A 25,515-nucleotide genomic window follows, 5' to 3' on the forward strand; every position below is an offset into this window, starting at 1 on the left:
CTGTCGCACACGACCGTCGGGCGGATCGTCGCTGAGTGGATGGTGCATGGGTAGCGGCAAGGTGTCGGCAGTTCATGCGGGCCGCATGTATCGCCTGGTCGTGCCGAGAGATCGGCAGATGCCCTTCGAGGCCCTGTTGCTCGTCGCCGGGAGCCCGTGCACGTCTGCCCAGGGGCCATCCGCCCCGAGCCTGTTCAAACAGGGTGCAGGCCGGCGCGTCACCTCACCCCGTCGGCCGACGGCCCCAGCAACACCGGCACCTCCCGCGGCCCGTTCGAAATGAACGACTCCGTCGGAAGCAGCGCACCCGGCTCCACCGCCAGCCGCATCCCGGGAAAGCGGTCGAACAACGCCTGAAGGGCAATCTCGGCCTCCAGCCGCGCCAACGGCGCGCCCAGGCAGTAGTGCACCCCATGGCCGAACGACAAATGCTCCCGCCGCGTCGCCCGCATCACATCGAACCGCTCCGCATCCTCCCCGTGCACCCCCGGATCCCGCCCAGCCGCCGCGAACCCGATCACCAGCGCATCCCCCCGCGGGATCACCGTCTCCCCCACCCGCACGTCCTCCACCGCATACCGCAAAATCGCATTCGCCCCCGGCGCCTCCACCCGCAACGCCTCCTCCACCACGTCCCCCCACGACGCCCGCCCCGACCGCACCAACTCCAACTGCCCCGGCTCCCGCAGCAACAACACCACCGCGTTCGCCAGCAGGTTCACCGTCGGCTCACACCCCGCGCTCAACAACATGATCAAGTTGTCCACCAACTCCTTCTCACTCAACCCCCCACCCCCCGGGGCCTCCGGGCCACCCGCGCCCACACCGCCCGCGACGTCTGTGAGGTCCGAAGCGGCCGCGGGATCGGCGGGATCCGCTCCACTCCCCGCAGCGATCAGCGCACTCGTCAGGTCCTCACCTGGACGACGCCGCTTGAACGCCACCAACTCCCCCATCGTCCGATACAGCGCCGCGTAGTTGCGCCGCGCATCCTCCAACGACACCCCCGTAGCGAAAAACCCCTCAATGATCTCCCGCAACGCCCCCCGGAACTCCTCCGGAATCCCGAACAACTCCAGCATCACCCGGCTCGGCAACGGCTGCGCATACAACCCCCGCACGTCCACCACACCGCCCCGAGCCTCCCGCGCCGCCGCCTCCATCCCTTCCAGCAGCCCTGCCGCGATCTCCCCCACCCGCGGACCCAACAACCCCACCCGCCGCGCAGTGAATGCCGATCCCATCAACCCCCGCAGCCGGCGATGCTCCGCCCCGTACGACGTCACCAGATTCTGCACCGACACCCACACCGCCAGGGGCCACTCCGCCCCCACCTCACCCCGCTGCCATGCCGGCCAATGCCGATACGCGTCCTTCGAGACCCGACCATCCGTCAACAACCCACGGATCACCGCCGGATCCGTCACCGCCCAGGCTCCCACCCCACCCGGCAACACCACCCGCACCGCCTCACCCTGCCCCCGCAGCAACGCCCCCTCCCCCTGCACATCCCGCCCCAACCCATCCATCACATACGGGCACCCACCCCGCCCAGCACGCAGATCCGGCACGCCCTGCGCATCCGGCACATCCTCTTGGTCCGGCCCGTTCGGCACGGCACGCAGGTCCACCACGCCACCGCCGCCGCCCCGCAACTCGTGTTGCTCCTGCTGCTCCTGCAGGCCCCGCTCATTGAACCGACCCTGCTGCTCCTGCTGACGCGCCACCGGACACCTCCACGACATAGACCGCGAAAACTTCCCGACAAGCACTACACACACCCCGACACCACGCCCGCACCATCACCCGGACGCCCACCAGGGGCACAACCCCGCACACACGCCAGGCCCCGCCCCGGAGAACCGCCCCGGAGTCCCGCCATCAGCCATGGACCCCCGACACCCGATCCCCGTGCGGGCAGCAGCCCGCGGCCCGCAGGAACCCAACCCCTGGGCACACGCCCGGGACCGGGTCCCGGATGCACACCCGGACCTCACCACCAGCAATCGCCCAGCCCCACACCCGGCACACCCTGGCACGCACCCTGGGTGCCGGTCACAGGCCGTGTGCGTCCGGGTGCCGACCCCGGGCCATGCGCATCCCGGAAGCCATCCCCCCGACAGCACCCACACCCGCCAGAGAACCACTCGCAAAACAAAACCGCTCGGCCGGTTTCACTATAGCCTCACCCGAGACCCACACAAGAGACCCCAGCACACCCCCACAACCACCCGACCCCGAGCCTCGCACACCACCCCCAACCCCGGAAGACACCCGCAGAACGGAATCAAAACCACCGCTTATCCAGCGAAGATCCCCACCACACACCCACAGCGAACCAATGAATATGCACCCCGCACACCCCCCACCCGACCCCCGGACCAACCCCCGGCCTGCCCCCGCGAAAATCCCCGCCCACCCTTGAAAAGAAAACCGGTAGGTTCGTATCTTATGACCCTGCACGGTCCATCCCGGCACCTCCCACAGCGCCACGGGAGACCCACATGACCCTGCTCACCGTCCACCAGGACAACCACCCCACCCCCGCCACCACGGCAACAGGAACGGGAACGGCAACAGGCCCCCACCCGGCAGCAGAACCAGACCCCACCACGCGGACCAGCACGGAAACAAAAACAGGCACCGGCACCAGCGCAAAAACACCCGTCGACCCCGCCCGCATGCCCCGCCTCACCACCACCGTCCCCCGCGAATACGTCCACCGCTCCACCCTCGCCGAGGTCTTCCTCACCGGCTGCGAACAGACCGGCAACACCCACTACACCCTCACCGCCCAATGGCCCCGCGCCCACACCTTCTTCACCACCCCCGACGGCACCCACCACCACCCCCTCCAAGCCGCAGAAACCATCCGCCAAACCGGCATCTACCTCGCCCACGCCGAACTCGGCATCCCCCTCGGCCACCACTTCCTCATGCGCAACCTCCACCTCACCACCCACCCCCAACACCTCACCATCGGCCCCACCCCCCACCGACCCTTCACCCTCACCGCCACCTACACCCCCACCACCCCCACACCAAACGCCCCACCCGACTTCACCATGCACATCACCATCACCCGAAACGGCCACCCCACCGCCACCGGCACCGGCCGCTTCACCTGCCTCACCCCCACCACCTACCAACGCCTCCGCCACCCCCACACCCACCACACCAGACACCACCACAGCAGCCACCACCACCAGCCCACCAGCACCCCCCCACCAACCCCCCCAACCCCCCCCACCCACCCACTACGGACGCACCCTCCTCCACGACATCGTCCCCACCCCCACCCCAAACCCCCCACACACCTGGCAACTCACCCCCAACCCCCACCACCCCATATACCCTTCTGACCACACCACCGACCACATCCCCGGCATGGTCCCCCCCCCGAAGCCGCCCACCAAGCCGCCACCGCCCACACCCACCCCACCCCCACCCCCACAACCCACCCCACCCACCCCACCACCCTCCACGCCACCTTCCACCACTACACCGAACACCACACCCCCACCTACATCACCACCCACACCACCACCAACGACAACAACCAAACCCCCACCACCCACATCACCGCACACCAAAACAACACCACCGTCTTCACCGCACAACTCACCACCCACACCCCCACCCACACCTGAGAAACTTCTAACGAGACAGGAGCTCAGCTTCGGTTCGGGCATGGTCGGAGTCCGGTGTGGCTCAACTGGCCGAACATGTTGCTTGTACAGATGCTCACGCGGCGCCGATGGACTGCTGAGGCAATGCGCAACTTCCTGCGTCATGCCACGACCGCGAGCCGGCCGCGCTCGTGACCCGGCACCCGGAGGTCACCGAACGGCACGTCGCCGACCAGGCCCTCAAGTTGGAGACCGTTCGGCACATCCTGGACCGGGCAGCACTGACGCTGCGGCCCTCAGTCCGTCCTTCGCGTGGTCACAAAGAAGCGGGCTCCGTCGGGGTCGGTGAGGATGGCCTCGGTCGAGCCGAGGCCCTGCTGGTGGGCCGTGCCGCCGTGGGCGCGGGCGGCGCGGGCGGCGGCCTCGACGTCGTCGACGGTGAAGTGGATCTGCCAGTGCGGCCGGATCGTCGGGTCGGGCGCGGCCTCGACCGCGCCGGAGTGGATACGGGCCACGACGTCGCCCCGGCTGCGCAGCACGACCTCGTTGTCCTCGTAGCGCACCTCGCAGGACCGGGGGTCCGAGGACGCCCACTCCAGGACCTCCGCGTAGAAGATGGCGGCGTCGAAGGCGTCGCGGGTGTGCAGCCGTACGAAGACCGGTGCCGCCCGGCGCCACTCCTCCCAGCCGGCCACCAGCTCGCCCTCCCAGATGCCGAACACCGCTCCGTCCCGGTCGGCCAGCAGCGCCGCCCGGCCCGGCGGGAACGAGATCGGCCCCACCGCGGTCGTACCCCCACGCTCCTGGCTACGGGAAACCGTCTCGTCCGCACTCGCCACCGCGAAATACGGGGTCCACGCGACCGCCGTGTTCACCCCGAAATTCACCTCCGAAACCCCTGCGACCGGGACCCCGTGCACGCTCGCGACGCGGTACTGGTCGCCCACCGTGCTGCTCGTGCGCCACTCCCAGCCCATCACGGCACGGTAGAAATCCTCCGCCGCCCGCAGATCGCGCGTGGTCAGACTCGCCCAGCAGGGTGCCCCGAACACCGAGTGACTGGCGGTGACCTCACCGTGCAGTGCTGCGTCGCTCTTCATCCTCGTACCGCCTGACCTACCTGACACCACAGCCATCAAGGGGCGTTGAACTACCCCGGACCCAGTGCCCGCCCAAAAGCCGAGTGCCCCTTCGAACGCACGGCAACCCGCTGCTCCGCGTTCACCGCGCAGCGACCGCCGCGAGACACGTCGCACTCTCTGCCGTGGCGCGCAACAGACCGAGGCGGTCGGGGCTGTCCCGGCCGCCTCGAATCGGCTCACGCAGCCAAACCGCAGGTGGTGCCGACCGTCGAGATCTTCGGACTCGGCATTCGCTCGGCTCGGTGCGTCCCGTCGAATGTGTCGCCGGAGCGAGCAGTCCTACCGGCCGGTCCTCTTCACACGGCCCGCAGCCTTGTCCGCGGTCTCCTGCGCCTTACCGGCGATCTGCTCACCACGGCCCTCGACCTGCATGCTCTCGTCGTCCATGGCCTTGCCAGTGGTCTCTTTCATCTTTCCTTTGACCTGCTTGGCCTTTGCCTTCGCCTTGCTCATGATCCGTTGCCCTCCAATGAGGCTCGAATTGGTGCTTAAACCATGCGCTGGGCACGACGGCTCCGCAACCGAGCCACAATGCGGCCGCGCGGCCGTGTCCGCGAAATGCGGCAGCACCAAGGAATGCCAGAACGAAACAGATCCAGGGCGCGATGAGGGAGGCCCCTCGGCAAAGTCCGTGGGTTACCGATCATGCAGCTGCCAAGGCGGCGAGCAGCTTCGTGGCATGGCCCGAGAGGGACAGGGCGGAGGCATTCTCGCCCTGCGGATATGGGTCACGTCCGTTGGAGTGGTGTATCGACGGCCACTCGGTGATCTCGTTTTGACGCTGTGCAGTGAGTTGGACGTCGTCTCAATTGGTCCTGCGAAGAGCCGGGCGTCTCGGGTGGAGCGGGCGCTTCAGCGCACGCACAATGCGACCTGGAGGACGGGCCGCAGTTGCGGAAGAAGCAGCGGCGCAAGGAGTCCCGGCTCGATCCCTACAAGTCGCTGTTCGACGGCATGTTGCGGGCTGACTGGATGCTCGTCCCATACAGCGGCACACCACCCAGCGCATCTATGAGCGCCTGATGGAGAGCCACCGGCTTGTCACCCTCGGCGCGCCCCCTGGGTAATGGCGGTAGAGCAGATTGAGTGTGCCGGTGTATCCGAGCTCGCGCGCCGCTCTGTTCCCGTGAGTGGATGAACGAGGCCTCCACCCTGAAGGCCGTTCGAGTGACTGGCGCGTCACCTTCCGTCCGCGGACACGCAACGTGTGGTGCGATGCCCTCGTGAAATCCGGGGGCCGGGCTCGGAAAGTGACCCCGGCCCTGGATCCGTGGACGATTGAAGGGAAGCCCATGGTGCTCCGCGCGCTGGCCGCGACTGGTGTTGCCGCATCATTGTTCGGCTCGTCGTCCTTCGGCGGCACCCCGCCCCCGCCGTCGGGCCGGATCGTCATCGACACGGTGGCGGTCAACGGTTCCGGCTGCCCGGCGGGGGCGGCCGCCGTGACCGTGTCCCCTGACAACACCGCCTTCACCGTCACCTACAGCAACTACCTCGCCCGGGTGGGGCCCGGCTCGGCGCCGACCGACCGGAAGAAGGACTGTCGGCTCAACCTGCGAGTGCACGTCCCCGGTGGCTACACCTACGCGATCGTGTCCGCCGGCTTCAGCGGCTTCGCGTCACTGGCGCTGGGTGCGTCCGGGACTCAGCGGGCCAGCTACCACTTCCAGGGCAACGCCCACACCACCAACTCGACCCATCACTTCGAGGGCGGGTTCAACGGCAACTGGCAGACGACCGACACTGTGGACGTCGCCGCCCGGGTCTTCGCCCCCTGCGGGGAGGAGCGCAACCTCGACATCAACACCGAACTGCGGGTCGAGCGCGGCACCTCGAGCCCGAGCGCCACCAGCTTCATCGAGATGGACTCAACGGACGGCAGGATCAAAACCGTGTACCACATGGCCTGGAAGCGGTGCCGATGATCTCCTGGCGCTGCGATCGGCGGGTGCGCCCAGGCCAACGGCTCTCGTCATCGGTGGTAGCACTGTGTGGTGATCACCGGAGGAGAATGCGCTGGCGGAGCAGCTGCAGGCAATGGCGGTGAAGGCCAGGAAGTGCTCGGCCTTGCGTTCGTAACGGCGGTGCAGGCGGCGGCAGCCGCCCAGCCAGGACATCGTGCGCTCGATCGTCCGGCGGTGTCGGGCCAGCCGCGTGGAGGACTCGATGCCCTTGCGGGTGATGCGGTGGCGGATGCCGCGCTCACGAAGCCATCGGCGCAGGTGGTCGTAGTCGTAGCCCTTGTCGCCATGGAGCTCGGCAGGGCGTCGGCGGCGCGGGCGCCGACGGGAGCCGATCGGCGGGAGCCCCTGCACCAGGGCTTGGAGGGCCTGGCTGTCGTGGAGGTTGGCGCCGGAGATGCCGATCGAGAGGGGCAGACCCTGTCGACAGGATTCGGACCTGTCAGCGCCCCCCTTTCAGGGCCCGCAGGTTCACCGAGTCGATCGCGCAGCGCGAGCAGTCCAAGTCCCCGCGGGCGCCGAGCTCGTCCAGGACCAGGCGGTGCTGCTTGGCCCACACGCGGGCGCCGGTCCACTCGGTGAAGCGCCGGTGTGCGGTCGGGCCCGAGGGGCCGAACACGGGAGGCAGTTGGCGCCAGGTGCAGCCCGTCGTGGCCACGAAGATGAACGCGGCCAGGACTTCCCGGTCGCCGCAGCGTCGCCGGCCGCCGCCCTGTGGCCGCGTCGGGCCATGACATGTCTTCTCGGGCCGCCGGACTCCTGTCACCAGTCGCAGGTATGTCTCCCAGCGTTACCTGCCGGGGCTCCCGCGGCACGCGGAGCGTCAGGCGGGCGGTTCGTCGGGGACGGGATGCTCCGGACGTCGGCTGCCGGAGTGCGGGGCGCCCCTGCGGCCGGTGCCGGCCTCGTCCGTATCGGGAATCTCCAGGTCTGGCTGCTCCTCGGCGGTGGACTGCGTCGGGACGCCGAGGGCGTCCCAGGGGTCCACGTCGGCGGTGGCCTGCTGATCGGGCGGATCCCTGGGTACCGGCTTCGGTATCGGCTTCCCACTGGTCCCAGGGGCTTCCGGGCGGCGTTCACTCACGGTGTTCTCGCTTCCTCGATCAGGGGGGTGGTGTGAGTCGCAGGTACCCCGGCGGCCGACGATGATGCCGATGATCGAGGCCCCGCCCCGAGGCTGGTCGGCGGCTGCGCGGAGGGTTGATGAGTTCCCCCACCGTCGCTCCGATCACAGAAGGGGACACAGCAACCGCCGGAATTCCGAACGATGGTGCTGCGATGGAGCGTCGATCGCCATCGTCCAGGCGTCACAACTCGTCGGCATCGTAAGGTGTCCCCTGTGAAACTCCAGGAGTTGCTCGACAAGCAAGACTCCTATGGTGCCCCGGCTGTGTTAGCAGGACTTTCCGCAGCCAAGGTACGAAGTGTCGCTACTCGTGGGGCAGTTCGGGTGAGCCCGGACTCGTGCTTTCGCATCGCGTCGTAGACAAAGGTCTTCACCTGTACCGCGCTCGTGAAGACCATGCGAGACAACTCCATCCCTCTCGGTACAGCCGTCATCGAGTTGCTTCCTGACCTCGCACCTGGCTGGCGAGCCGATGTGCGCCTCGCCATCGAGCAGATCCTCGGGCAGGTCTCGGGGCTGCGCGAGTCTGTGGGCTCGACCGCCCTGGCCGCTCTGGGGACGGACCGCGTGCGCTCCAAGAGGCGGCCGAGCTCGTCGTGGGCACGGGGAACGAACACGAGCCCGGGGCCCGCTGGTCCTCCGGCAACTACCTCCTGGCCGGTGCGGTCCTCGCCGCCCTCAGTGGCACTTCGTACGAGAGGGCGGTGGAGAAGACGCTGCTTGGCCCGTGGAATGCTCTACGGTCCCGGATGGGCGCTCGGCCCTTCAGGCCAGACGTGTCTCAACGGACGGCTGCAGGGCTATCGCGCAGCGACGCTGTTGATCCCCGACGAGGACTACGTGAGTGTTGTCGTGACCAACCAGCAGCACACCCTCCGCGCCACGGCAACATTCCTCAGCGACATGCAGCACCCCTTGACCAACGACGACCTGACAACAGCCATCGACCGGTTCGCTGCCTGATCGGTTGCGGGAACGCATCCGTACGCCGCGGCGGGCGGCACCTGTCGTCCGCCGCCATGTGGACTTCGTGGTCAGCGCGCCGCGCGGGCGGCCAAGAGCTTCACCGGCCGCACCGCCTCCGCCAGGAACGGACGCGGGCACATGTGCACATGTGCCTGCGCGCACATGCGAACTGATCTTTGTGTGACCCCTTTTGAAACAGCAGTCGACGTTCAACGACGTCAGGCTCTCCCCCGCCCTGCACGCCGTCACCTACCGGGCGGCGAGCCATGCAGGCGCAGACCGACGCTGGCGACTCGAGTGTGCCGTCACCACACCTCAGGGCCCCCGCCATACCACTCGATGACCGGTGAGTCGGCCACATCGATCTCATCCAAGCCCACCCAGCCCGCCCGCCGCATGATCTCGGCCAGGCCTCGCAGACTGGACGCCGCCCCCGCAGGCTCCCCGTCCACGCGTACCTGGCGCCCCTCCCCCTTGACGGGCGGGCAAACGGTCACGGAACGCTCGGTCATTCGGCAAGCATCGCCCGCAACCGCACGCCGCGCATCCGGACGTAGCACGCGGTGCTGTGCCGGACGCTGTGCCACTGCAGGAGGCGTACGGGTTCGTCTGGACACACATCACTGCTGTCCGGGCGAGAGACACCTTCGGTAAGCCGGGCGTGCTCCTCCACACCGACCGCCCTCAGTGAACGAGCGCCTCGCGCAGCCCGGGCTTCGATGCATCGGCCCACGCGGTCGGCAGTTCCCGTTCGCGGCCATCGGCCACGGCTTGCTCCTGGCCGTACAGCAGGCCCCAGGTGAAAGCGGGCTCTCCCGCCGCGTGCGCCGCCAAGGCCAGGTGCCGCAGGGCGTCCCGCGCGACGACGGTGTCCTGATGGTCCCCGAGCACCTTCTGTACGGCCTTGACGCGCTTGCCGAGCCGCTTGGCGGGTTTGCCGAGCGAGGCGCGCGCCGGTTCGGTGGCGTACCGCGTCTTCTTCGCCGCCTTGCGGGCCTGGTGGAGGGCCGCGTCGCGTTCCGTCCCCGGGGAGAGCTCCAGCGCGTGCGCCACCCGGCCGGACAACCGGTCGTACTCCTTGAGGATCGCCTTGACCATGACTTTCTCCGGCTTGCGAGCGGCCTTACGACGCAGTGGGGGCTGCTGCGTGAGCGTGGCCAAGGAATTCAGAAGGGCCAGGTAACGGGGTGAGACCAGGGCGTCGAGAGTGCGCTGCCGTGCCTTGGAGGTACGGGAGACGTTCCACACCTGCAACCTGGCTTCGACGGGCCCAAGGACCAACTCCCGGGGCGAGGCCCCGATGCGCACGCCGAGCCGTTCCATGAGGACCTCCTGGTCGCGTTCGGCGCCCAGCTCGCCGCCCAGCCACTTGAGCTCCTCGCGGATCGGATCGGTGACCTCACGTTCCAGCACCGCCCGGTAGGAACGCAGGGTGCTGCGCAGTCGGCGGCAGGCGACGCGCATCCTGTGCACCGAGTCCGGCAGGCCGCGGCGTACGGCGGGATCGAGGTCCACCAGGGCGTGCACCTGTCCGTCCACATACCTGAGGACCTCTTCGGCGGCCGAGCCGGGTACGACGGTCTCGGCACATGTGTCCGGCAGACGCGACGCTCCCGTTCCTGTTTCCTCCAGGGCCCGGCTCAGCTTGGACGGACTACTCGCACGGTCGATGCCCTTCTTGCGCAGCGCCTTGTCCACGAGGTCGAGGAGCAAGGGATCGGCGTCCTCGGCGAGTTCGACTTCCATCTCAGTCCATGAGGCCCGTTTGGTCGTGGCCAGAAGGGAATCCGCGCGGACCTTGTCGAGGCTCAGCTCAGCGAGGACCGCGCCTTCGGAATCGACGAGGTGCCGCGTGCTGCGAGTGGACCGGATACGGACGACTGGCCTCAGCTCTCCCCCTCGGGTGCGAGAAAGGGCCAGGTCCCGCAGGGCGTCCGGAACCGTGTCGGACAACGGGACCTGCACCTCCTCCCGGCTGTCTCCGGACATGGGCAGTTTGAGGTGCCATCCCGCATCAGCCCCGCCGGTCCTTCGCCGGAGCGTTGCCGACGCTCCAACCAGGCGTAGGTCTTCAGTGTCGTAGTACACGGCGTCCAGTTCGTCGAGGCCCTCTCCCACGACCGATGCGATGCCGTCCACGCTGGTGAGGTCCGGCAGCCACGAGGTGTCCTTGGCCGACGGGGCTTCGTACTTTCGCTCTGTCTCTCGCTTCGTACGGGTCATACTCGTATGGGTCATAACGGGCGCGTGCACGCCTCAGCGCCGCTCAAACACTCGTGAGGCAACATGTGCGGCCTCCGGCAAGGAGGCCCGGCCGAGGGCCGCATCGAAGGACATGGTCGTGAAGGGCGTTCGCCGGTGCTCGCGGCACTCATGCCGTGCCGGGTCGGGCGGCGATACGCGTCACCGTGACCACGACGGTGACGGTGACCGGCTCCGCGACGCCGTGAACGGCGAGGTGGGACGTGACTGCGGTCCGTACCCGGTCGTGAACGTTCTGGGCGGTGTCCAGGGTTCGGTGGCCCTCGGCCAGGACGCAGCGCACCTCGATGCGCCATCCCGAACCGTCCGGCGCCCGGTCGGCGCGGATGCCCGCCTCGGGCGGCATGCGGTGTGGTGCGGTGTCCGTCCGGGTAGGCGCGGCTGCTGCCGCGAGGCAGTGGGCGAGGCGGGGTTGCAGGCCGGCCACGCCGGGAACCGCGAGGGCCGCCTCGGCGGCCACGCCGAGGAGCGTGGGCGTGCCGGTGGCGGTCATCACGTGCCACCGCCTGTGGGATGGCCGGGGCTCAGGGGTGGCCACGGCTCCAGAACGTCGACCACGACGATGTCGACAGTCGTCACTGCCAGACCCAGGTCCCGTCCTGCCGAGTGGAGGACCGATTGGCGTACCTGATCAACCCGGTCGGGCAGCGGGCGGTCGAGGGCAGCGGCTAGTTCCATGGTCACCCGTACGTCGGTGCCCTCGTCCTCGGGTACGAGCCGGCAGGTCGCGGCCCTCACACCGGGGATCGTGTCCGCGGCCTGCCGCAGTACCTTCGCGGCAGCGCTCTCGGCGATCCGCAGCTCCCGGTCCGGGTCGGCCAGGGGCAGCAGCCGTCCGAGCCGGATCTCTGCCCTGACGACGTTCATGACACGGTCGGTGAGTGCCTGCAGGCCGGGAGGGTCTTCCTCACGCAGCGCCTGGGTGGCCGCGTTCACCGTGGCCAGTCCCTCGACCGCCTCGCGGCAGTGAGGACAGGACACCGTGTGCGGGTCCGCGGTCGGCGCGGCGTCCCGCACCCGTTCCCAGACCCCGCTGAGCAGGCGGCCGCAGGGCAGTACCTCATCACCCACGAACGGGGACACGTCGGCGTCGACCGGGCTGGTGCGGGGCCCGTCGGTATGGGGCGGTTCGGAAGGCCGGGCCTGCGGGTCGTCTAGCGCCATGGGCCCATCGCCTCCTGCAGGGATCGGCGCGCTCTGAACAGTCTGCCGCGCACCGTCTGCTCACTGGTCCGTGTCACGTGGGCGATCTCGTTGTAGGGCAGGCCCTGCAGTTCACGCAGGATCCAGCAGATCCGCTGGCCGTCGTCCAGCTCGGCGAGTGCGCGGGACAGGGCCTCGGTGGCCGCGTCCTGCTCGGCGGACCGGGCGGGCTGGCTCCTCGCGTCGCCCGTCGCGGGTTCGGCGACGGTGTCCAGGGGGACAGGCGGCGGGCGGCGCCGCCGTCGCATGGTCAAGCAGCGGTTGATGGTGATCCGGTACATCCAGGTGCTGAACTCCGCACTGTGACGGTACTCCGGTAGACGCCGCCAGGCGCTGACGAAGGCGTCCTGAACGGCCTCTTCGGCGTCCTGGGGGTTGCCGAGCATGCCACGGGCCAGGGCCAGGAGGGACCGGTTGTGCCGCTGGACGAGAACGGCGAAGGAGTCTTCGTCTCCCTCGGCCGCCCGCACGGCAAGCAGTCCGTCCGGCAGGTCGCATCCCAGTTGTGGGGAAGCAATGCGTTGAATCATGACGCTCTCGCAGGTGGCTCGGAAAGAGCGTGTACCCCCACCACACCTGTGTGATGCACATCACACGCCACGTCTGTGAGAGGTACGCCGCCCCGGGTGTCCAACCTCTTGAGAGACACCACGCAGGTGTCACACCGAGCCACTCGAGGCGACCGCCATGACGGACAACATCACCAGCGTCGGCGGGGGCAGCCGGCCCGACACGGGCGTGAGCGCGCTGAAGGGCCGTACCGGGGCCGGAGCACCGGCCGAGACACGGGGGAAGACCACCATCGCGGACGGTGTGGTGGCCAAGATCGCGGGCATGGCCACACGCGAGGTACCGGGCATCCACAGCATGGGAGCGGGGATGGCCCGCGCCTTCGGCGCCATGCGGGAACGCGTCCCGGGCGGAGGCGGAGGCGTCACGCGCGGAGTGAAGGTCGAGGTCGGCGAGCGCCAGGCCGCGGTGGACCTGGACGTCGTCGTCGAGTACGGCGTCTCCATCGTCGACGTCGCCGGCGGCGTACGCACCAACGTGATCAGCGCCCTGGAACGAATGACGGGACTGGAGGTCGTCGAGGTGAACATCGCTGTCGACGACGTCCACCTCCCCGACGAGGAGGAAGACGCCGAACGGGACGAGGGCCGCGTGCGGTGACCGACCGCCGTGACCACGGCCATGCCCTGAGCATGAGCGGGTGCTCACACGGACGATCACGTTCGCGAGACGGGTGAGTGGATGATGAACGCAGCGACGACGGGCCTCGCGGCCGGCATGGCCCTGGGCTTCGCCGGATACTTCGGAGGCTTCTGGGCATTCCTGCTCGTCCTGGTGCTGGGTGCGGCGGGGCTGATCGTCGGCCTCGTCGTGCAGGGCGACCTCGACCTCCATGCGCGGAGGCAGCGGTGAGTACCCGGCCCGGTTCCCAACCTCCTGGCGAGGGGCCCGGCCCACCGGGGCGATCCGCCGACCTGCCGCCTCCGGCCGAACGGGGGGCCACCGTCATCCCGGACAGGGTGGTCGCCCGTATCGCCGCCAGGGCCGCACGCACGGCCCAGTCCCGGCGCGCCGCCATACCGCCCGACCGGAGCGGGCCGGCGGCACCCAGCGCCTCCGCGGCCGTCCGTACCGGATCGGTGCGCCTGCACCTGGCCATGGACCTGCCCTACCCCACCGACATCCCCCACGTCTGCGAGCGGATCCAGCACGACGTCGCCAAGCAGGTGACTCAGCTGACCGGCTTGGAGGTGGGAGAGGTCACCCTCACCGTCCGGCGGCTGGTGACCGCCGCCGACGCGGGCCGGGGACGGGTCCGATGAGGCGCCGCGCGGCCCGGGCCGCCGGGCACGCCGCGCAGGAAGGAGGACCGGAATGACACCCGACCCGGACCCTCCCGCACGCGGCTCCACGCCATCCGCGCGCCGTGCCAGCGTGCCGATGACGAAGGAGCCGGAGGAGCCGAGAGAGTCGACAGAGCCCGGTCCACCCGAAGACAAGGCGCCCCTGCCGCCGGACTTGGTGGCGGGCGAGCACGACAGACGGGACCGGACCCACCGCCCGTGGTCCGCGCGCCGCGTTCCGGCCGCGCTGGTCGCCTCGGTGATTCTCGTGGCGGCGGTCGCGGCGCTGGTCGACGTCGTCGCCGTACGGGCGGGACGCCCTGCGGCAGCCTGGCGACGGCACCTTGCCGACGAATTGGCCACCCGCCCCTTGGACGACGTGTGGGTGCTCACGGGGGCCGCCGTGGCCGCCGTGCTCGGCATCTGGTTGATCGTCCTGGCCCTCACTCCTGGCCTACGCCACTGGCTGCCCCTGCGCTCCCCCGCGCCCGGGCTGCGGGCTTCCCTGGACCGCGACGGCGCCGCCGACCTGCTGCGCGACGCCGCCATGCGGGTCCCGGGAGTCAGCAGGGCTCGCGTCCGGGTGCGCCGCCACCGCGTCAAGGCCCGCGCGGACATCCGCTTCCGCGACCCCCAGCGGGTGAAGGACGACCTCACCGCCGTCCTCGACGAGGAGCGCGATCAGCTCGTCCTCGCTCGCCCTCCCCGCATCGTCGTACGAGTGCGGCAACGCACCGACTCAGCGAAACTCCCCACACCGGAGCCCACACCATGACGCCGCGAACCGTACTCAACCGCAGTCTGCTGGCCCTCGCCGGACTGGTACTGCTCGGCGGCGGTCTGCTGATTCTGTTCGCCGGGCTCGACGTCTACCGGCGACATGATCTGGTCCCGCCGGCCGGCTGGCCCCTCGCCACCCCGCACGACGTCCTGCTCGGGTCCGCCGACCGGGCCCGCTGGAGCGGTCAGGGCTGGTGGTGGTGGCCCGCCGTCATCGCCGCCCTCACGCTCGTCGCCCTGCTCGCCGTGTGGTGGCTGCTCGCCCAACTGCATCGACGCCACCCCGGAGCGCTGCCCGTCGGCGGCACACCCCCGCAGGAAGGCGTCGAACTGCGCGACCGCGCGCTCAGCGACGCGATCGCCGCCGAAGCCGGTGCCCAGCCGGGGGTTGAGCATGCAACCGTGCACATCACTGGCCGACCTGCCCACCCCCGCACCCACATCACGCTCGCTCTCACCCCCCAGGGTGCGCCCGGCGCCGCCCTCGACGCCCTGTACGAAGGCCCGCTCGGTACCGCTCGTCGGTCCACCGGCTTCCCCGGCACCGCCCACATGCACACCGACGTCCGCCTACAGGTCGCCCACCACAAACCGCACCGCGCACAGTAAGGCAGGACACCGACGGCCTGCCTCAGCGGCGGATCCCGCCTGCACGCACGAGGTGCTCCCAGTTGCCGGGCCCCGCGGGCAGGCGCACGGTGAAGAAAGATGTGTCGGTCCTGGACGGGCCGCGTTTACCAGCGTCTTCGAGAGGACGGCGATTGCGATGGCCAAGGCCAAGGGCAATGCGAAGGTGCATCAGATCAGGGGCAAGATGAAGGAGACTCTCGGCAAGGCCCTGGGGGACTCATCAATGCAGCAGGCAGGGCGTGGGGAACAGCTGCGCGCCAAGGCACATGAGATGACGGAAAAGGCGACAGGCCACCTCCGTAAGCGGAGCGGGCACTGATCGAGGACGTACGGCTGGTCCGCGTCTTCCGTACGGCTGGTCCGCATCTTCGGGGGCTCGTGTCGTCGACGTCGATTTCCCGCCGGACGCGGGTGATAGCGCAGTGGTTCAAGCGCCGCACCCGCGCCCGTCCGACGGCTTCTCCAACCGGTCGCTCACTCCGGCCGGATGACGAGGCCTGAGAGTCCGGGAACACCAGCCGACCAACTCTCGGGCAGGTCACGCCGGCTCTCGGGGCAGGTCACGCCGAGGGGAATCGCACGGCTCGGGCCGCGTCAGCCCTCGTCCTCCTCCTCTTCCTCCTCGGCGTACTCGTCCTCTGGCCCCTCTTCGTCGTACTCCTCTTCTTCCTCTTCTTCCTCGGGCGCCTCTTCATCGGGCGCCTCTTCGTCGTACTCCTCCTGCTCCTCGTCCTCCCCTGCCGCTTCCTCCTCTTCCAGTGCTTCCTCGTGGCTGCGAACTACCTCGCCGTCGCGGATCTCTCCGCGCCAGCCCTCGACGTCCTCGTCGGCGAACGTGACATAGCGCTGGAAGTTCTTGAAGTCCAGCCGCAAACGGCGTCCTTGGGCACGCCACAGGTTGCCCGTCTTCTCGAAGAAACCGGAGGGGTAGTACTCGACGACCAGCACGATCCTCGTCAGGTCGGGCGTGAGTTCGTGGAAACTGACACAGCCGTGAGTAGTGCCCTTCGCACCCTCGGAGCTCCACACGATTCGATCGTCCGGCACCTGTTCCTGAACCGTCGCCTTCCAACCGCGAGTCGAGGGGCCGACCTTCACCTTCCAGTCACTGGCGGTCTCGTCGTTCCGGGACACACTCCGCACGCCTTTGGTGAAGTCACTGAACTCCTCGTACTGGGTCCAGTAGTTGTACGCCACGCGGATCGGCACACCTACGTCCAGCACCTCAATGATGTTCATCACCTTGGTGCTGCCGGACTTGCCTCCGCGTCCCCCGCCGAAAACGCTCTTGACCTTGTCCATCACATTGTCTTTGAGCCCCTTGGCCTTCTCACCGACGAACGCCTTCAAGGGGGAATCACCTTTGAGGATGCGTCCGCCGATACCGAGAAGAGATCCACCCGATCCACCATTCTCGGCCGTGTCAAGGAGTTGGTCGGTGACATCCCCCAACTTTTCCCCGGCCTTGTCGACGAGATGTTCGACCTGAGCACCGAGGAAGTCGGACAGTTCATCGCGCAACATGTCGAGGCCGGAGCCCTCTCCCCGGCCGGAGTCTCGCTCTTTGTCGGCCATGACCTACCTCCGCCGCGCGGGAGTCTTCTTGGCAGTCGCCTTCTTCGCGGGGGCCGCCTTCTTGGACGGGGCCTTCTTCGCGGACGCGCTCTTCGTCGGCGCCCTCTTCGCCGCCGTCTTCTTGGCAGGGGGCGGAGACTTCTTCGCGGTCTTCTTCGCCGGGGGCGACTTCTTGGCGGCAGTCTTCTTGGCTGCCGGCCTCGGCGCCGCCGACTTCTTGGCCGGGGGCCTCTGCGCCGCGGTCTTCTTCGCGGGAGCCTTCTTCTCGGGAGTCCTCCTCGCAGGAGTCCTCTTCCTGGCGGGAGCCGCTTCCTTGGCGGCCGCCCTACGGGGAGAGGGTCTGGCCGCGCGCTTCTTTCCCGCTACTGGGCGGCGACGACGCCGTGGCGGCTCCTCCTCAGCCTCTTCCTCTGGCTCTTCCTCCTCCGGTTCCTCTTCCTCCTCTTCTTCTTCCTCAGCTTCTGCCTCCGGTTCTTCTTCCTCCGGCTCCTCTTCCTCCTCTTCCTCTTCTTCTTCGAATTCCCCCTCAGGCTCTTCCTCGCCCTCTTCCTCCTCCGGTTCCTCCTCGTCTTCGTAGCGCTCCTCGCCCTCCTCAGGCTCTTCCTCGCCCTCTTCCTCCTCGCCCTTCTCCTCACCGATGCGCAGCGTGCGCTCATGGAGAGAGTCGGCGAGGTCGGCGAGGCGCCGGTCGGCGGTGGCGGCCAGGGCTTTGCGTCCGGCGTCCAGCAGCTCGCCGCGCACCTGCTCGTTCAGCTCGGCGACTCCAGGAACGTCACCGAGTTTCTTCAGGCCGGTCGTCAACAGCTGCTGCGGATCGAGCCCAAATCGGCGACCTGCGAGATAAGTTGCCAGCCCGAAGGCGAAACGGGCTTTCTTCGTACGTCCGAGCACATAGCCAGCTGCGACCGCGGCGGCGAGGCCGATCTTGGTCGTGTCGTTCATGAGCCGGTTCCCTTCGGAAAGGGGAGGTGAACACACTCGAATTCGGGCCAACATCCCCTGCTCAACCAGTGATTGAGACAGAAGCGGATCGCACGCGACGCGTCTCTCGGCCCGCTGAGAGCACCCCGGACACGCCATGCGGCCCCACCGGGGCAGGTAGAGACCCCACCGGGCAGGTTCGCTCAAAGCCATCCATGCCCGACCATATGTACCCCTATATGATGGAATTATAGTGTTCGTGCGTGGAGTATGGCGCGCGCTCCGACCACCGGAGAGACCATGGCCGCAGCAGAACCCCGGCGGCGATCCAGCAGCAGTAGCCGCGGCACGGACCGGGGGACCACAGATGGCCCCCGGCGACGCTCCGGCAAGGGCAACGCAGCCTGGGCCATTCGTTCCGCAGTCGAACAACTTCAGGAGTTGCTCGGGCGGGCCCCCGAGTCCGTCTCGGCACTGAAATCCACCGAAGCCGGTTGGGAAGCCGACGTGGAGGTACTCGAACTGGAACGCGTCCCCGAAACCACGAGCGTGATGGCCACCTACCGAGTGACGCTGGACGAGGAAGGCGACCTGGTGGAGTACCGAAGGACGCGCCGCTACAGCCGCGGCCAGATCGACCGACTGGGCTGAGGCCGCAACGGCCATGAAGGGAGGCACCATGACGGTGGTGCCGCAGAGTGGAGGCGCTGTCGCACGCGGTGGTGGCGGTGGCACCAGCCTCTACGACGTCTTGGAACTCATTCTGGATCGCGGGCTTGTCATCGACGTCTTCGTCCGCGTGTCACTGGTGGGGATCGAAATCCTCAAGATCGACGCTCGTATTGTCGTGGCCAGTGTCGACACCTATCTGCGTTTCGCCGAGGCATGCAACCGTCTCGACCTCGAGACCGGGAGGAAGGCACCCGCCCAGTTGACCGACATCGTCGGAGACACGGTGGAGAGCGGGGCCAAGGGCAAATCCAAGGGGGCCCTCTCCGGCGCGGCGGAAGCGGTCACCGATTCCCTCAAGGGGATCACCGGCCGTGACGGCGGCGAAGAGGAGGAGGCCGAGGAAGAAGACGAGGCCAAGGAAAAGGAACCCGTGGAGAGGCGACGGCGGCCGGCTCGACGCACCTCCCGACGTGAGCGCGAGTAGGGCTCGCCCGGCGAGAAGGAATGAGCCATGGCCGTATACATCTACTCCATCACCGGCAAGCAGCACCCCCTTCGCCTCGACGGTCTCAGCGGAGTCGGTGAGTCACCGGCGGACCTGCGGGCAGTGACGGCGGGACCGCTGTGCGCTGTGGTCAGCGACGCGCCAGACGATCTACGCCCCAAGCGTCGCGACATCATTGCCCACCAGGAAGTGCAGAAGCGCCTCATGGCTGACGGCACTGTGCTCCCCATGCGGTTCGGCCTCATCGCCGAGAACGACGAGGCTGTCCGGCTGGCTCTGGAGCAGAACGCCGCGGACTATACGGACAGGCTTCAAGTACTGGAGGGGTGCACCGAGTACCACCTCAAGGCGTCGCAGGACGAAGACGCGCTCCTGCGGCAGATCCTGCGGGAGTCGGACGTGGCGCGAGAGCTCAATGACGAGATCCGCGGCGGCACCGCCGCCCCCGACGCATCGCTGCGACTCGGTGAGCTGGTCGCCCAAGAGGTGCAGGCACGGCAGGAGGCGCTGGCGGCGGGTGTGGTCGAAGCACTGCGCCCCTTCGCCCGGACGCTTGACACATCCCAGCCGACGGGTTCGGACTTCCTCAACGTGTCGTTCCTGGTGACCGAGGACCAGGAAGAGACTTTCCTCGCCTCGGAGTTGAGCGTCGCCCACCAGATGGGTGACGACTTCGACTTCCGGCTCAACGGCCCCCTGCCCCCCTACAGCTTCGTCTGAAGGAGTTCTCATGGGCCTGTTCACACAGCTCGTCACCCTTCCCCTGGCGCCCGTGCGCGGCGTCGTATGGGTCGTGGAGCGCGTCCGGGAGGAAGCCGAGAGCCAGTACTACGACCCCGCGCCGGTGCACCGCGAACTCGCCGAGCTCGAACGTCTCCTCGTCGCAGGCGACATCGACGAGGAGACGTTCGACCAGCGCGAGGACGAACTGCTCGACCGGCTGGAGGAGATCCGTGCCTATCGGCAGGGCTGACACTCCTGATCCGGCACGAGGGAATACGAGGCCGCAACCGTGACTGAACCCCTGGCCAACAGGCTTGGTTCCTATCCGTCCCGATCAGCGCCCCCCTACGCGCAGGGATCCTCCGCGAATCTCGCCGACATCCTTGAACGGGTACTCGACAAGGGCATCGTCATCGCAGGCGACATACAGATCAACCTTCTCGACATCGAGCTGTTGACCATCAAGCTGCGTCTCCTGGTCGCCTCCGTCGACAAGGCGAAGGAAATGGGCATCGACTGGTGGGAGCACGACCCCTCGCTGTCCTCGCGGAGCAGGGGTGAACAGTCACTGGCCGAGGAGAACCGCCGGTTGCGGGCCGAGATCGATGCCATCCGTCAGGGCAAGGCCCTCCCCGCAAAGGAGGAAGCGCCGCGGGACACGGGCAGCCGTCGCCGGGGAAGTGCTCGCGATGAGTGACCTGCTGACATACGCGTATGCGGTGGTACGCAACGCCGAGGGACTGCGGGAGACAACCGCGCGGCTCCGAGGCGTCGCCGACTCTCCGGTCAGCCTCGTCACCGACACCGGCGACGATCAGCTGGGGCTCGTGGTGAGCCATGTGCCCGGACAGGACTTCCAGGAGGACGCTCTCAAGCAGCATCTCGAGGACCTGGAGTGGTTGGAGGCGGTGGCCCGCGCTCACCACGGCGTCATCGAGGCCTTGGCCGAGCGCACCACCGTCCTTCCGCTGCGCCTGGCAACCGTCTATCTCGACGACAACCGGGCGCGGGAGGTACTGGAAGTCGGGCGGACCATGTTCGCGGAGCGCCTGGCCCGACTCTCCGAACATGTCGAGTGGGGGGTCAAGATCTATGTCGAGCCGTCCGCGGCCCCGGCTGTTCCCGCGGCAGACCTGACCCCCGGGCGCGCCTACCTGCGTAGCCGCCGGCAACAGCAAAGCGTTCGCGACACCGTGTACCAGGCGGCGCAGAAGGCCGCCGAGCGGGTGGAGGTCGCGGGCCGCAAGCACGCCTCCGACCGTGTCCGGCATCGCGTACAGCAGGGTCTTCTCGCCGACGCGGCCGGCGCCGTCGGCGAGAACGTCGCGAATGACGCCTACCTTGTGCCCCTGAAGCGTTGCGACGACTTCCTGGCCGACGTGACGCATGCCGCTGACGGGCTGGCCGGGGTGCGGGTCGAGGCCACCGGCCCCTGGGCTCCGTACTCCTTCGCCATGCCACTCGATGAATCCGGCGGTGCTGCAGCTGCAGAGGGAGCACCCCCGTGATCACGCCTGGCCGTGCGCCCGAGGCGGAGCGTCTGCCTCAGCGGCAGGTCGCTCTCATCGATCTGTTGGACCGACTTCTGAGCGGAGGGGTCGTCCTCACCGGTGACGTTGTGCTGTCCATCGCGGACATCGATCTGGTACGCGTCTCCCTGCGCGCCCTGATCGTTTCCATCAGTGAGCAGAACCCCTCGCCATGGACGAGGACGAATCCGCCGCGAGGCGGCGACCATGACAGCTGAGGGAGAGAGACGGCCGCCGAGCCGCGCCGACGAGGTCGCGGAGGCCGCCGCACGCGCCTTCCGGCTGCTGCCCGCCGCCCCACGCGACCTGGACCCGCCGGCCGGCAAGGGCTCACGTTCCCCCGCTCGGCGGATCAGCTCCGACCGCGACACCGTCGAGCGGGACCTCATGAAGCTCGTCCTCACTCTCGTGGAACTGCTGCGCCAGCTCATGGAACGACAGGCCCTGCACCGCGTCGACCAAGGAGACCTCACCGACGAACAGGAAGAACGCCTGGGAGCGACCCTCATGCTCCTCCACGACCGCATGAGCGACCTGTGCGCCCAGTACGGACTGACCATGGAGGACCTCAACCTCGATCTCGGGCCGTTGGGCACACTGCTGCCGCCCTCCGACTGAACCCCCTGCAACGCTGTCCGCCCGCGCCGGCGCCCACGGGCACCTGCTCCGCTTCCACCAGGAGAGCGAGTGCCCTCGGCCCAGCGGCGAAGAAGAGCGGCCATGTGAGACGTTCTGGATCACGGGTACTCCGTACACATGGATTTCTGGTCGAAGGAACCGCCGCTGCCGCCGAGCCGGGGCAGAATTTCGACGGCGATCGCTGAGTACTTGAGAAGTACAGGGCCGCCTCCCGACGACGGGACGATCGCCGACGCATCCCCCTTCGGCGAGGACTGGCAGCTCGGCCTCTATCTCTGTTACGAGCTGCACTACCGGGGTTTCGCCGGCGTGGACGCCGCCCGTGAATGGGACCCCGACCTCCTCAAGGCCCGAGCAGCCCTGGAGCGCCCCTTCCTCAAGGCCCTGCGCCACCAGGCGACACGGCATGAACGCGCCGCCGAGGCGCTGGACGACCTGCTTGTCGAGCCCGTGGACGGCATCGGAGTCACCCACTACCTCCAGGACGACGGCGAACTGTGGCAGCTACGCGAATACGCCGCACAGCGGTCGCTGTACCACCTCAAGGAGGCCGACCCGCACGCCTGGGTGCTGCCCCGCCTGTGGGGCCGGGCGAAGGCCGGAATGGCAGCCGTGGAGTTCGACGAGTTCGGCGGCGGCCGGGCGGATCGGGTGCACGCGCGGCTGTTCGCCGACCTCATGGCCGACCTCGGCCTGGACGCCACCTACGGGCGCTATCTCGACTCTGCCGGCGCCGAGGCACTCGCCGTGGTGAACCTGATGTCCCTCTTCGGACTGCACCGCGCCCTCAGAGGCGCACTCGTAGGTCACTTTGCCACCGTCGAGATCACCTCGTCGCCCGGTTCACGGCGGCTCGCCCAGGCCATGCGGCGCACCGGCGCGGGACCGGCCGCCGAGCACTTCTACGACGAGCACGTCGAGGCCGACGCCGTACATGAGCAAGTCGTACGCCGGGAAGTCGTCGCGGGCCTCCTCGAGGAAGAACCCCACCTGGACGGCGACGTCGCGTTCGGCGTGGACGCCACCAACTACGTCGAGGACCGCCTTGCCGAACGACTCCTCGGCGCGTGGCGGGCAGGCGAGTCGTCGCTGCGTACGCCCGTCTGACCAGCGAGCCCGGCCCGAACAGGTTCTCCTGCACCCCCGAGAACCGGAGATGAAACCCCCATGACTCCCCTTGCTCTTCCTGGCGTCTACGCCCCACAGCACGACACCGATCTGCTCGTGCAATCCCTGCGTCAGGAACCCCTCCCGCCGCACGCTCATGTCCTCGACATCGGCACAGGTACAGGAGCCGTCGCTTTGGCCGCCGCACGGCTGGGCGCGAAGGTCACAGCCGTCGACATCTCCTGGCGGGCGGTTCTCAACGCCAAGGTCAACGCGGCGTTGGCGCGGCTTCCGCTGCGTGTGATGCGCGGCAACCTGCTGGCTCCGGTGTCCGGCCGATCTTTCGATCTCGTCCTGTCCAACCCGCCGTACGTACCCTCACCCGACGCCCACTGCCCACGCCGCGGCGCGGCCCGGTCCTGGGACGCGGGCTATGACGGCCGTCTACTGCTGGACCGCATATGCCGGGACGCACCCGCGTTCCTGCGGCCCGGCGGAGTTCTGCTCCTCGTCCAGTCCGCCCTGAGCGGCGCGGAAGAGACACTGAGACTGTTGCGGGCGGCCGGCCTGAACGCGGACGTCGTGGAACACCGATCCATCGCGGTCGGGCCCGTACTTCGCTCCCGAAGCAGCTGGCTGCGCAGCCGTGGCCTGCTGGAAGAAAATGACGGCAAGGAAGAGCTGGTGATCATCCGTGCCGAACGACTCCTCTGAACGACGCCGGCGCGTCACCGCTCAGCGAACAGGACCTCTGCTCATTGAAGGCCCGGTCGAAGTCACCCTGGACGACGGCACCGTCGTGTCGTCCGACCGATTCTGCGTAGCCCTGTGCACCTGCCGCCGCAGCCGCACCTACCCGTGGTGCGACACCAGCCATCGAAAGCCCGCCGGGCCGAGCCAAACGGACACTCAAGGGCCCGAGGCGACATCCGAACTCCTCAACCCCTGATCCGGGTTGACGCTCCCCCGGGGCTCAGCCCTGCGTGAGAGCCGACTCGCAGCGTCCGGCAGATGCAGAGACGACCCTGCGACCGTGCTCAGCAAGAAGCGCACGGCGAGGACCGGCGCCTTGCCGTGCGGCGGGGCACCGAGGGCGCGGCCGCCTGGTTCGAGCCGCTACGCTCCCGTCCGCTGTCGGCAGCACCTTGAGTGCGGCGACGCGTCAGGTATGGCGGGTCTCCTCGCGCTGCTGTTCCACGACCCTGGCCAGGCGGGCGAGCATGCCCCGGTGTCGCAGTTGCAGCAGCGCTTCGGTCGCGGCGTTGTGGAGAGCGCCGCCCGGACCTCGCAAGGGGTGCTCGTCGCAGACGACGAGGGTTTCCTCACCCCACGGCCGGAGCTGGAGGAAGATCCTCGCAGTGCCCAGCGCCTTGAACGCAGCCTCCAGTTCCAGCTCCCTGCCCGTTTCGCCGTGGCGGACGGTCGTGACCCCGTCCGCCGACCAGGGACCCAGCCGCACGGTGTAGCGGATCCGGGAACCCACTTCGGGCCAGGCCTGGTCGAGGGGCGTGGACTCGGAGGGTCCCACCACCCACTCCCCGTACCGGACCGGATCGGCAAGCACTGCCCACACCGCATGCGGGGGACGACGTATCAGATGATGACGAACAGCCATACAAGAAAACCTCCTGCCGTATCGGAACGTGTGGAGCGCACAGCGACGGGGGCGGCGGCAGGCCGGCGAGGGGTTCCATCGGGTGGCAGGCACGCCCGCCGTGGCGGTCTACTGGTCGGCGCTGGGAACCGCGAGGGGTTCACCGGGAGCCGTCTTCTTGGCCGCTTCCATCTGTTCGCCGAGTTCGGTGAGTCGGTTGCGGCCCATGGCCTTGCGGACATCGGGGAACCATTCCTTCTCCTCTTCCTCGACGTGGTGGCGGACGTTCTCCATGAGGACGGTCATCTTGGCGTCGAACCGCTCATCGGCCGGGTCGAGGTCCTTGAGCTCGGAGAGCATCCACAGCACGACGTGGTGTTCCTCGACGCTTTCCAGGACGTCGTCCTTGGTGTCGGGGTCCGCCTCGCGGGCGGCCGGGTAGAAGATCTTCTCCTCGATCCAGGTATGGGTGGTGAGTTCTTCGATCACCTGGTCGGCGATCTTCCGCTTCTCGGCACGGGCGCCGTCGCCGGCCTTCTCGAACTGCTTGAACAGCTTCTCCACCGTCTTGTGGTCTTCCTTGAGCAGCACAATCCCGTCCACAGGTATCCCTCCGCATCGGCTTTCCCGGACGGCCCGTGCCGCCCAGGGGAACCGGGTACCCACTGCGGCCACGAACCTGCACAAACGGAAGCCAC

The 25,515-nt window shown here is 68.4% G+C and carries 32 protein-coding genes and 1 pseudogene; 20 read left to right on the plus strand and 13 right to left on the minus strand.

Features of this window, described 5'->3' with window-relative positions:
- Window positions 1-218: 218 nt before the first annotated feature.
- Window positions 219-1,529: a cytochrome P450 family protein gene (locus FNV62_RS02335; RefSeq protein ID WP_144316389.1), complete on the minus strand. Its 1,311-nt coding sequence runs from the start codon at window positions 1,527-1,529 to the stop codon at window positions 219-221.
- 975 nt (window positions 1,530-2,504) lie between these two features.
- Between FNV62_RS02335 and FNV62_RS02340 the strand changes: the two genes are divergently transcribed.
- Window positions 2,505-3,362 (plus strand): AfsA-related hotdog domain-containing protein, encoded by an 858-nt coding sequence (locus FNV62_RS02340; RefSeq protein ID WP_144314556.1) that lies wholly within the window; start codon window positions 2,505-2,507, stop codon window positions 3,360-3,362.
- Window positions 3,363-3,925: 563 nt separating this feature from the next.
- Here the strand turns inward: FNV62_RS02340 and FNV62_RS02345 are convergent.
- Window positions 3,926-4,729, minus strand: coding sequence for a VOC family protein (locus tag FNV62_RS02345; protein WP_143599721.1), 804 nt, complete (start codon window positions 4,727-4,729; stop codon window positions 3,926-3,928).
- A 321-nt stretch (window positions 4,730-5,050) separates the two neighbouring features.
- Window positions 5,051-5,224: a CsbD family protein gene (locus FNV62_RS02350; protein ID WP_079089342.1), complete on the minus strand. Its 174-nt coding sequence runs from the start codon at window positions 5,222-5,224 to the stop codon at window positions 5,051-5,053.
- Between the two features lie 839 nt (window positions 5,225-6,063).
- On the opposite strand from FNV62_RS02350, the gene FNV62_RS02355 reads away from it, so the two are divergent.
- Window positions 6,064-6,696: a DUF4360 domain-containing protein gene (locus tag FNV62_RS02355; RefSeq protein WP_143654116.1), complete on the plus strand. Its 633-nt coding sequence runs from the start codon at window positions 6,064-6,066 to the stop codon at window positions 6,694-6,696.
- 102 nt (window positions 6,697-6,798) lie between these two features.
- Here the strand turns inward: FNV62_RS02355 and FNV62_RS02360 are convergent.
- Both FNV62_RS02360 and FNV62_RS02365 read right to left on the minus strand, forming a co-directional pair.
- A pseudogene (locus FNV62_RS02360) lies at window positions 6,799-7,459 on the minus strand (transposase); the annotation flags it as partial.
- A 96-nt stretch (window positions 7,460-7,555) separates the two neighbouring features.
- Entirely contained in the window at window positions 7,556-7,816 is a 261-nt protein-coding gene (locus tag FNV62_RS02365) for a hypothetical protein (protein ID WP_143599724.1), read from the minus strand.
- Window positions 7,817-8,454: 638 nt separating this feature from the next.
- Here FNV62_RS02365 and FNV62_RS57870 point away from each other — a divergent pair.
- Window positions 8,455-8,997 (plus strand): serine hydrolase, encoded by a 543-nt coding sequence (locus tag FNV62_RS57870; protein WP_164657594.1) that lies wholly within the window; start codon window positions 8,455-8,457, stop codon window positions 8,995-8,997.
- A gap of 511 nt (window positions 8,998-9,508) precedes the next feature.
- Here FNV62_RS57870 and FNV62_RS02375 read toward each other — a convergent pair.
- The 4 genes from FNV62_RS02375 to FNV62_RS02390 all read right to left on the minus strand — a co-directional run bounded on the left by FNV62_RS02375 (window position 9,509) and on the right by FNV62_RS02390 (window position 12,819).
- The gene (locus tag FNV62_RS02375; RefSeq protein WP_144314557.1) at window positions 9,509-11,047 is read right to left on the minus strand and encodes a CYTH and CHAD domain-containing protein; all 1,539 of its coding nucleotides are present in this window, start codon (window positions 11,045-11,047) and stop codon (window positions 9,509-9,511) included.
- A gap of 148 nt (window positions 11,048-11,195) precedes the next feature.
- Complete coding sequence (locus FNV62_RS02380; protein WP_144314558.1) at window positions 11,196-11,579, minus strand: hypothetical protein; 384 nt, start codon at window positions 11,577-11,579, stop codon at window positions 11,196-11,198.
- Complete coding sequence (locus tag FNV62_RS02385) at window positions 11,579-12,250, minus strand: hypothetical protein (RefSeq protein ID WP_144314559.1); 672 nt, start codon at window positions 12,248-12,250, stop codon at window positions 11,579-11,581. The genes FNV62_RS02380 and FNV62_RS02385 overlap by 1 nt, the downstream gene beginning before the upstream one ends.
- Entirely contained in the window at window positions 12,241-12,819 is a 579-nt protein-coding gene (locus FNV62_RS02390) for an RNA polymerase sigma factor (protein WP_181360833.1), read from the minus strand. Before FNV62_RS02390 ends, FNV62_RS02385 begins: the two co-directional genes overlap by 10 nt.
- A gap of 157 nt (window positions 12,820-12,976) precedes the next feature.
- On the opposite strand from FNV62_RS02390, the gene FNV62_RS02395 reads away from it, so the two are divergent.
- The 6 genes from FNV62_RS02395 (at window position 12,977) to FNV62_RS02420 (ending at window position 15,871) form a co-directional block, all read left to right on the plus strand.
- Window positions 12,977-13,459, plus strand: a complete 483-nt coding sequence (locus tag FNV62_RS02395) for an Asp23/Gls24 family envelope stress response protein (protein ID WP_144314560.1) — start codon at window positions 12,977-12,979, stop codon at window positions 13,457-13,459.
- An 81-nt stretch (window positions 13,460-13,540) separates the two neighbouring features.
- A complete protein-coding gene (locus FNV62_RS02400) occupies window positions 13,541-13,711 on the plus strand; it encodes a hypothetical protein (RefSeq protein WP_164331377.1) in 171 nt (56 codons plus the stop codon).
- A complete protein-coding gene (locus FNV62_RS02405; protein WP_143654121.1) occupies window positions 13,708-14,121 on the plus strand; it encodes an Asp23/Gls24 family envelope stress response protein in 414 nt (137 codons plus the stop codon). Before FNV62_RS02400 ends, FNV62_RS02405 begins: the two co-directional genes overlap by 4 nt.
- A 52-nt stretch (window positions 14,122-14,173) precedes the next feature.
- Window positions 14,174-14,917, plus strand: coding sequence for a DUF6286 domain-containing protein (locus FNV62_RS02410; protein WP_144314561.1), 744 nt, complete (start codon window positions 14,174-14,176; stop codon window positions 14,915-14,917).
- Window positions 14,914-15,531, plus strand: coding sequence for an alkaline shock response membrane anchor protein AmaP (locus FNV62_RS02415; RefSeq protein WP_144314562.1), 618 nt, complete (start codon window positions 14,914-14,916; stop codon window positions 15,529-15,531). Before FNV62_RS02410 ends, FNV62_RS02415 begins: the two co-directional genes overlap by 4 nt.
- A 157-nt stretch (window positions 15,532-15,688) precedes the next feature.
- Window positions 15,689-15,871 carry a CsbD family protein gene (locus FNV62_RS02420; RefSeq protein ID WP_060895567.1) on the plus strand — a complete coding sequence of 61 codons (183 nt, stop codon included), beginning with the start codon at window positions 15,689-15,691 and terminating at the stop codon, window positions 15,869-15,871.
- A gap of 275 nt (window positions 15,872-16,146) precedes the next feature.
- Here FNV62_RS02420 and FNV62_RS02425 read toward each other — a convergent pair whose 3' ends face one another.
- Window positions 16,147-17,127 (minus strand): SRPBCC family protein, encoded by a 981-nt coding sequence (locus FNV62_RS02425; RefSeq protein WP_144314563.1) that lies wholly within the window; start codon window positions 17,125-17,127, stop codon window positions 16,147-16,149.
- Between the two features lie 3 nt (window positions 17,128-17,130).
- The gene (locus tag FNV62_RS02430; protein ID WP_164331495.1) at window positions 17,131-18,069 is read right to left on the minus strand and encodes a histone protein; all 939 of its coding nucleotides are present in this window, start codon (window positions 18,067-18,069) and stop codon (window positions 17,131-17,133) included.
- 279 nt (window positions 18,070-18,348) lie between these two features.
- Between FNV62_RS02430 and FNV62_RS02435 the strand changes: the two genes are divergently transcribed.
- From FNV62_RS02435 to FNV62_RS02485, 11 genes are all read left to right on the plus strand, one after another.
- A complete protein-coding gene (locus FNV62_RS02435) occupies window positions 18,349-18,699 on the plus strand; it encodes a gas vesicle protein (RefSeq protein WP_097288618.1) in 351 nt (116 codons plus the stop codon).
- Between the two features lie 28 nt (window positions 18,700-18,727).
- Window positions 18,728-19,204 (plus strand): gas vesicle structural protein GvpA, encoded by a 477-nt coding sequence (locus tag FNV62_RS02440; RefSeq protein WP_097288619.1) that lies wholly within the window; start codon window positions 18,728-18,730, stop codon window positions 19,202-19,204.
- Between the two features lie 27 nt (window positions 19,205-19,231).
- Window positions 19,232-19,945 carry a GvpL/GvpF family gas vesicle protein gene (locus tag FNV62_RS02445; RefSeq protein WP_143612000.1) on the plus strand — a complete coding sequence of 238 codons (714 nt, stop codon included), beginning with the start codon at window positions 19,232-19,234 and terminating at the stop codon, window positions 19,943-19,945.
- A gap of 10 nt (window positions 19,946-19,955) precedes the next feature.
- Entirely contained in the window at window positions 19,956-20,198 is a 243-nt protein-coding gene (locus FNV62_RS02450) for a gas vesicle protein GvpG (protein WP_054229542.1), read from the plus strand.
- 39 nt (window positions 20,199-20,237) lie between these two features.
- The gene (locus tag FNV62_RS02455; RefSeq protein WP_054229543.1) at window positions 20,238-20,645 is read left to right on the plus strand and encodes a gas vesicle protein; all 408 of its coding nucleotides are present in this window, start codon (window positions 20,238-20,240) and stop codon (window positions 20,643-20,645) included.
- Window positions 20,638-21,456 (plus strand): GvpL/GvpF family gas vesicle protein, encoded by an 819-nt coding sequence (locus FNV62_RS02460; RefSeq protein ID WP_144314564.1) that lies wholly within the window; start codon window positions 20,638-20,640, stop codon window positions 21,454-21,456. Before FNV62_RS02455 ends, FNV62_RS02460 begins: the two co-directional genes overlap by 8 nt.
- A complete protein-coding gene (locus FNV62_RS02465; protein ID WP_097288621.1) occupies window positions 21,456-21,695 on the plus strand; it encodes a gas vesicle protein in 240 nt (79 codons plus the stop codon). Before FNV62_RS02460 ends, FNV62_RS02465 begins: the two co-directional genes overlap by 1 nt.
- The gene (locus FNV62_RS02470; protein ID WP_067384958.1) at window positions 21,685-22,095 is read left to right on the plus strand and encodes a gas vesicle protein K; all 411 of its coding nucleotides are present in this window, start codon (window positions 21,685-21,687) and stop codon (window positions 22,093-22,095) included. Before FNV62_RS02465 ends, FNV62_RS02470 begins: the two co-directional genes overlap by 11 nt.
- 138 nt (window positions 22,096-22,233) lie before the next feature.
- On the plus strand, window positions 22,234-23,223 hold the full coding sequence (locus tag FNV62_RS02475) for an iron-containing redox enzyme family protein (protein WP_144314565.1): 990 nt from the start codon (window positions 22,234-22,236) through the stop codon (window positions 23,221-23,223).
- 60 nt (window positions 23,224-23,283) lie between these two features.
- Window positions 23,284-23,937, plus strand: a complete 654-nt coding sequence (locus FNV62_RS02480) for a HemK2/MTQ2 family protein methyltransferase (protein ID WP_144314566.1) — start codon at window positions 23,284-23,286, stop codon at window positions 23,935-23,937.
- Entirely contained in the window at window positions 23,918-24,172 is a 255-nt protein-coding gene (locus FNV62_RS02485) for a CDGSH iron-sulfur domain-containing protein (RefSeq protein WP_143599738.1), read from the plus strand. The genes FNV62_RS02480 and FNV62_RS02485 overlap by 20 nt, the downstream gene beginning before the upstream one ends.
- Before the next feature lie 213 nt (window positions 24,173-24,385).
- Here the strand turns inward: FNV62_RS02485 and FNV62_RS02490 are convergent, their stop codons facing one another.
- Entirely contained in the window at window positions 24,386-24,838 is a 453-nt protein-coding gene (locus FNV62_RS02490) for an SRPBCC family protein (protein WP_144314567.1), read from the minus strand.
- Between the two features lie 108 nt (window positions 24,839-24,946).
- Window positions 24,947-25,420 carry a hemerythrin domain-containing protein gene (locus FNV62_RS02495; protein ID WP_143599740.1) on the minus strand — a complete coding sequence of 158 codons (474 nt, stop codon included), beginning with the start codon at window positions 25,418-25,420 and terminating at the stop codon, window positions 24,947-24,949.
- Window positions 25,421-25,515 lie beyond the last annotated feature (95 nt).

The organism is Streptomyces sp. RLB3-17 (genome assembly GCF_007113425.2).
In the GTDB taxonomy this organism is placed as follows: Bacteria; Actinomycetota; Actinomycetes; order Streptomycetales; family Streptomycetaceae; genus Streptomyces; species Streptomyces mirabilis_D.

Coding starts and splice junctions, on each gene's coding strand:
- FNV62_RS02335 (WP_144316389.1), bottom strand. CDS start 1,529: ATGGATGGGTTGGGGCGGGATGTGCAGGGGGAGGGGGCGTTGCTGCGG.
- FNV62_RS02340 (WP_144314556.1), top strand. CDS start 2,505: ATGACCCTGCTCACCGTCCACCAGGACAACCACCCCACCCCCGCCACC.
- FNV62_RS02345 (WP_143599721.1), bottom strand. CDS start 4,729: ATGAAGAGCGACGCAGCACTGCACGGTGAGGTCACCGCCAGTCACTCG.
- FNV62_RS02350 (WP_079089342.1), bottom strand. CDS start 5,224: ATGAGCAAGGCGAAGGCAAAGGCCAAGCAGGTCAAAGGAAAGATGAAA.
- FNV62_RS02355 (WP_143654116.1), top strand. CDS start 6,064: ATGGTGCTCCGCGCGCTGGCCGCGACTGGTGTTGCCGCATCATTGTTC.
- FNV62_RS02375 (WP_144314557.1), bottom strand. CDS start 11,047: ATGACCCGTACGAAGCGAGAGACAGAGCGAAAGTACGAAGCCCCGTCG.
- FNV62_RS02380 (WP_144314558.1), bottom strand. CDS start 11,579: ATGACCGCCACCGGCACGCCCACGCTCCTCGGCGTGGCCGCCGAGGCG.
- FNV62_RS02385 (WP_144314559.1), bottom strand. CDS start 12,250: ATGGCGCTAGACGACCCGCAGGCCCGGCCTTCCGAACCGCCCCATACC.
- FNV62_RS02390 (WP_181360833.1), bottom strand. CDS start 12,819: ATGATTCAACGCATTGCTTCCCCACAACTGGGATGCGACCTGCCGGAC.
- FNV62_RS02395 (WP_144314560.1), top strand. CDS start 12,977: ATGACGGACAACATCACCAGCGTCGGCGGGGGCAGCCGGCCCGACACG.
- FNV62_RS02400 (WP_164331377.1), top strand. CDS start 13,541: ATGATGAACGCAGCGACGACGGGCCTCGCGGCCGGCATGGCCCTGGGC.
- FNV62_RS02410 (WP_144314561.1), top strand. CDS start 14,174: ATGACACCCGACCCGGACCCTCCCGCACGCGGCTCCACGCCATCCGCG.
- FNV62_RS02415 (WP_144314562.1), top strand. CDS start 14,914: ATGACGCCGCGAACCGTACTCAACCGCAGTCTGCTGGCCCTCGCCGGA.
- FNV62_RS02420 (WP_060895567.1), top strand. CDS start 15,689: ATGGCCAAGGCCAAGGGCAATGCGAAGGTGCATCAGATCAGGGGCAAG.
- FNV62_RS02425 (WP_144314563.1), bottom strand. CDS start 17,127: ATGGCCGACAAAGAGCGAGACTCCGGCCGGGGAGAGGGCTCCGGCCTC.
- FNV62_RS02430 (WP_164331495.1), bottom strand. CDS start 18,069: ATGAACGACACGACCAAGATCGGCCTCGCCGCCGCGGTCGCAGCTGGC.
- FNV62_RS02435 (WP_097288618.1), top strand. CDS start 18,349: ATGGCCGCAGCAGAACCCCGGCGGCGATCCAGCAGCAGTAGCCGCGGC.
- FNV62_RS02440 (WP_097288619.1), top strand. CDS start 18,728: ATGACGGTGGTGCCGCAGAGTGGAGGCGCTGTCGCACGCGGTGGTGGC.
- FNV62_RS02445 (WP_143612000.1), top strand. CDS start 19,232: ATGGCCGTATACATCTACTCCATCACCGGCAAGCAGCACCCCCTTCGC.
- FNV62_RS02450 (WP_054229542.1), top strand. CDS start 19,956: ATGGGCCTGTTCACACAGCTCGTCACCCTTCCCCTGGCGCCCGTGCGC.
- FNV62_RS02460 (WP_144314564.1), top strand. CDS start 20,638: ATGAGTGACCTGCTGACATACGCGTATGCGGTGGTACGCAACGCCGAG.
- FNV62_RS02470 (WP_067384958.1), top strand. CDS start 21,685: ATGACAGCTGAGGGAGAGAGACGGCCGCCGAGCCGCGCCGACGAGGTC.
- FNV62_RS02475 (WP_144314565.1), top strand. CDS start 22,234: ATGGATTTCTGGTCGAAGGAACCGCCGCTGCCGCCGAGCCGGGGCAGA.
- FNV62_RS02480 (WP_144314566.1), top strand. CDS start 23,284: ATGACTCCCCTTGCTCTTCCTGGCGTCTACGCCCCACAGCACGACACC.
- FNV62_RS02490 (WP_144314567.1), bottom strand. CDS start 24,838: ATGGCTGTTCGTCATCATCTGATACGTCGTCCCCCGCATGCGGTGTGG.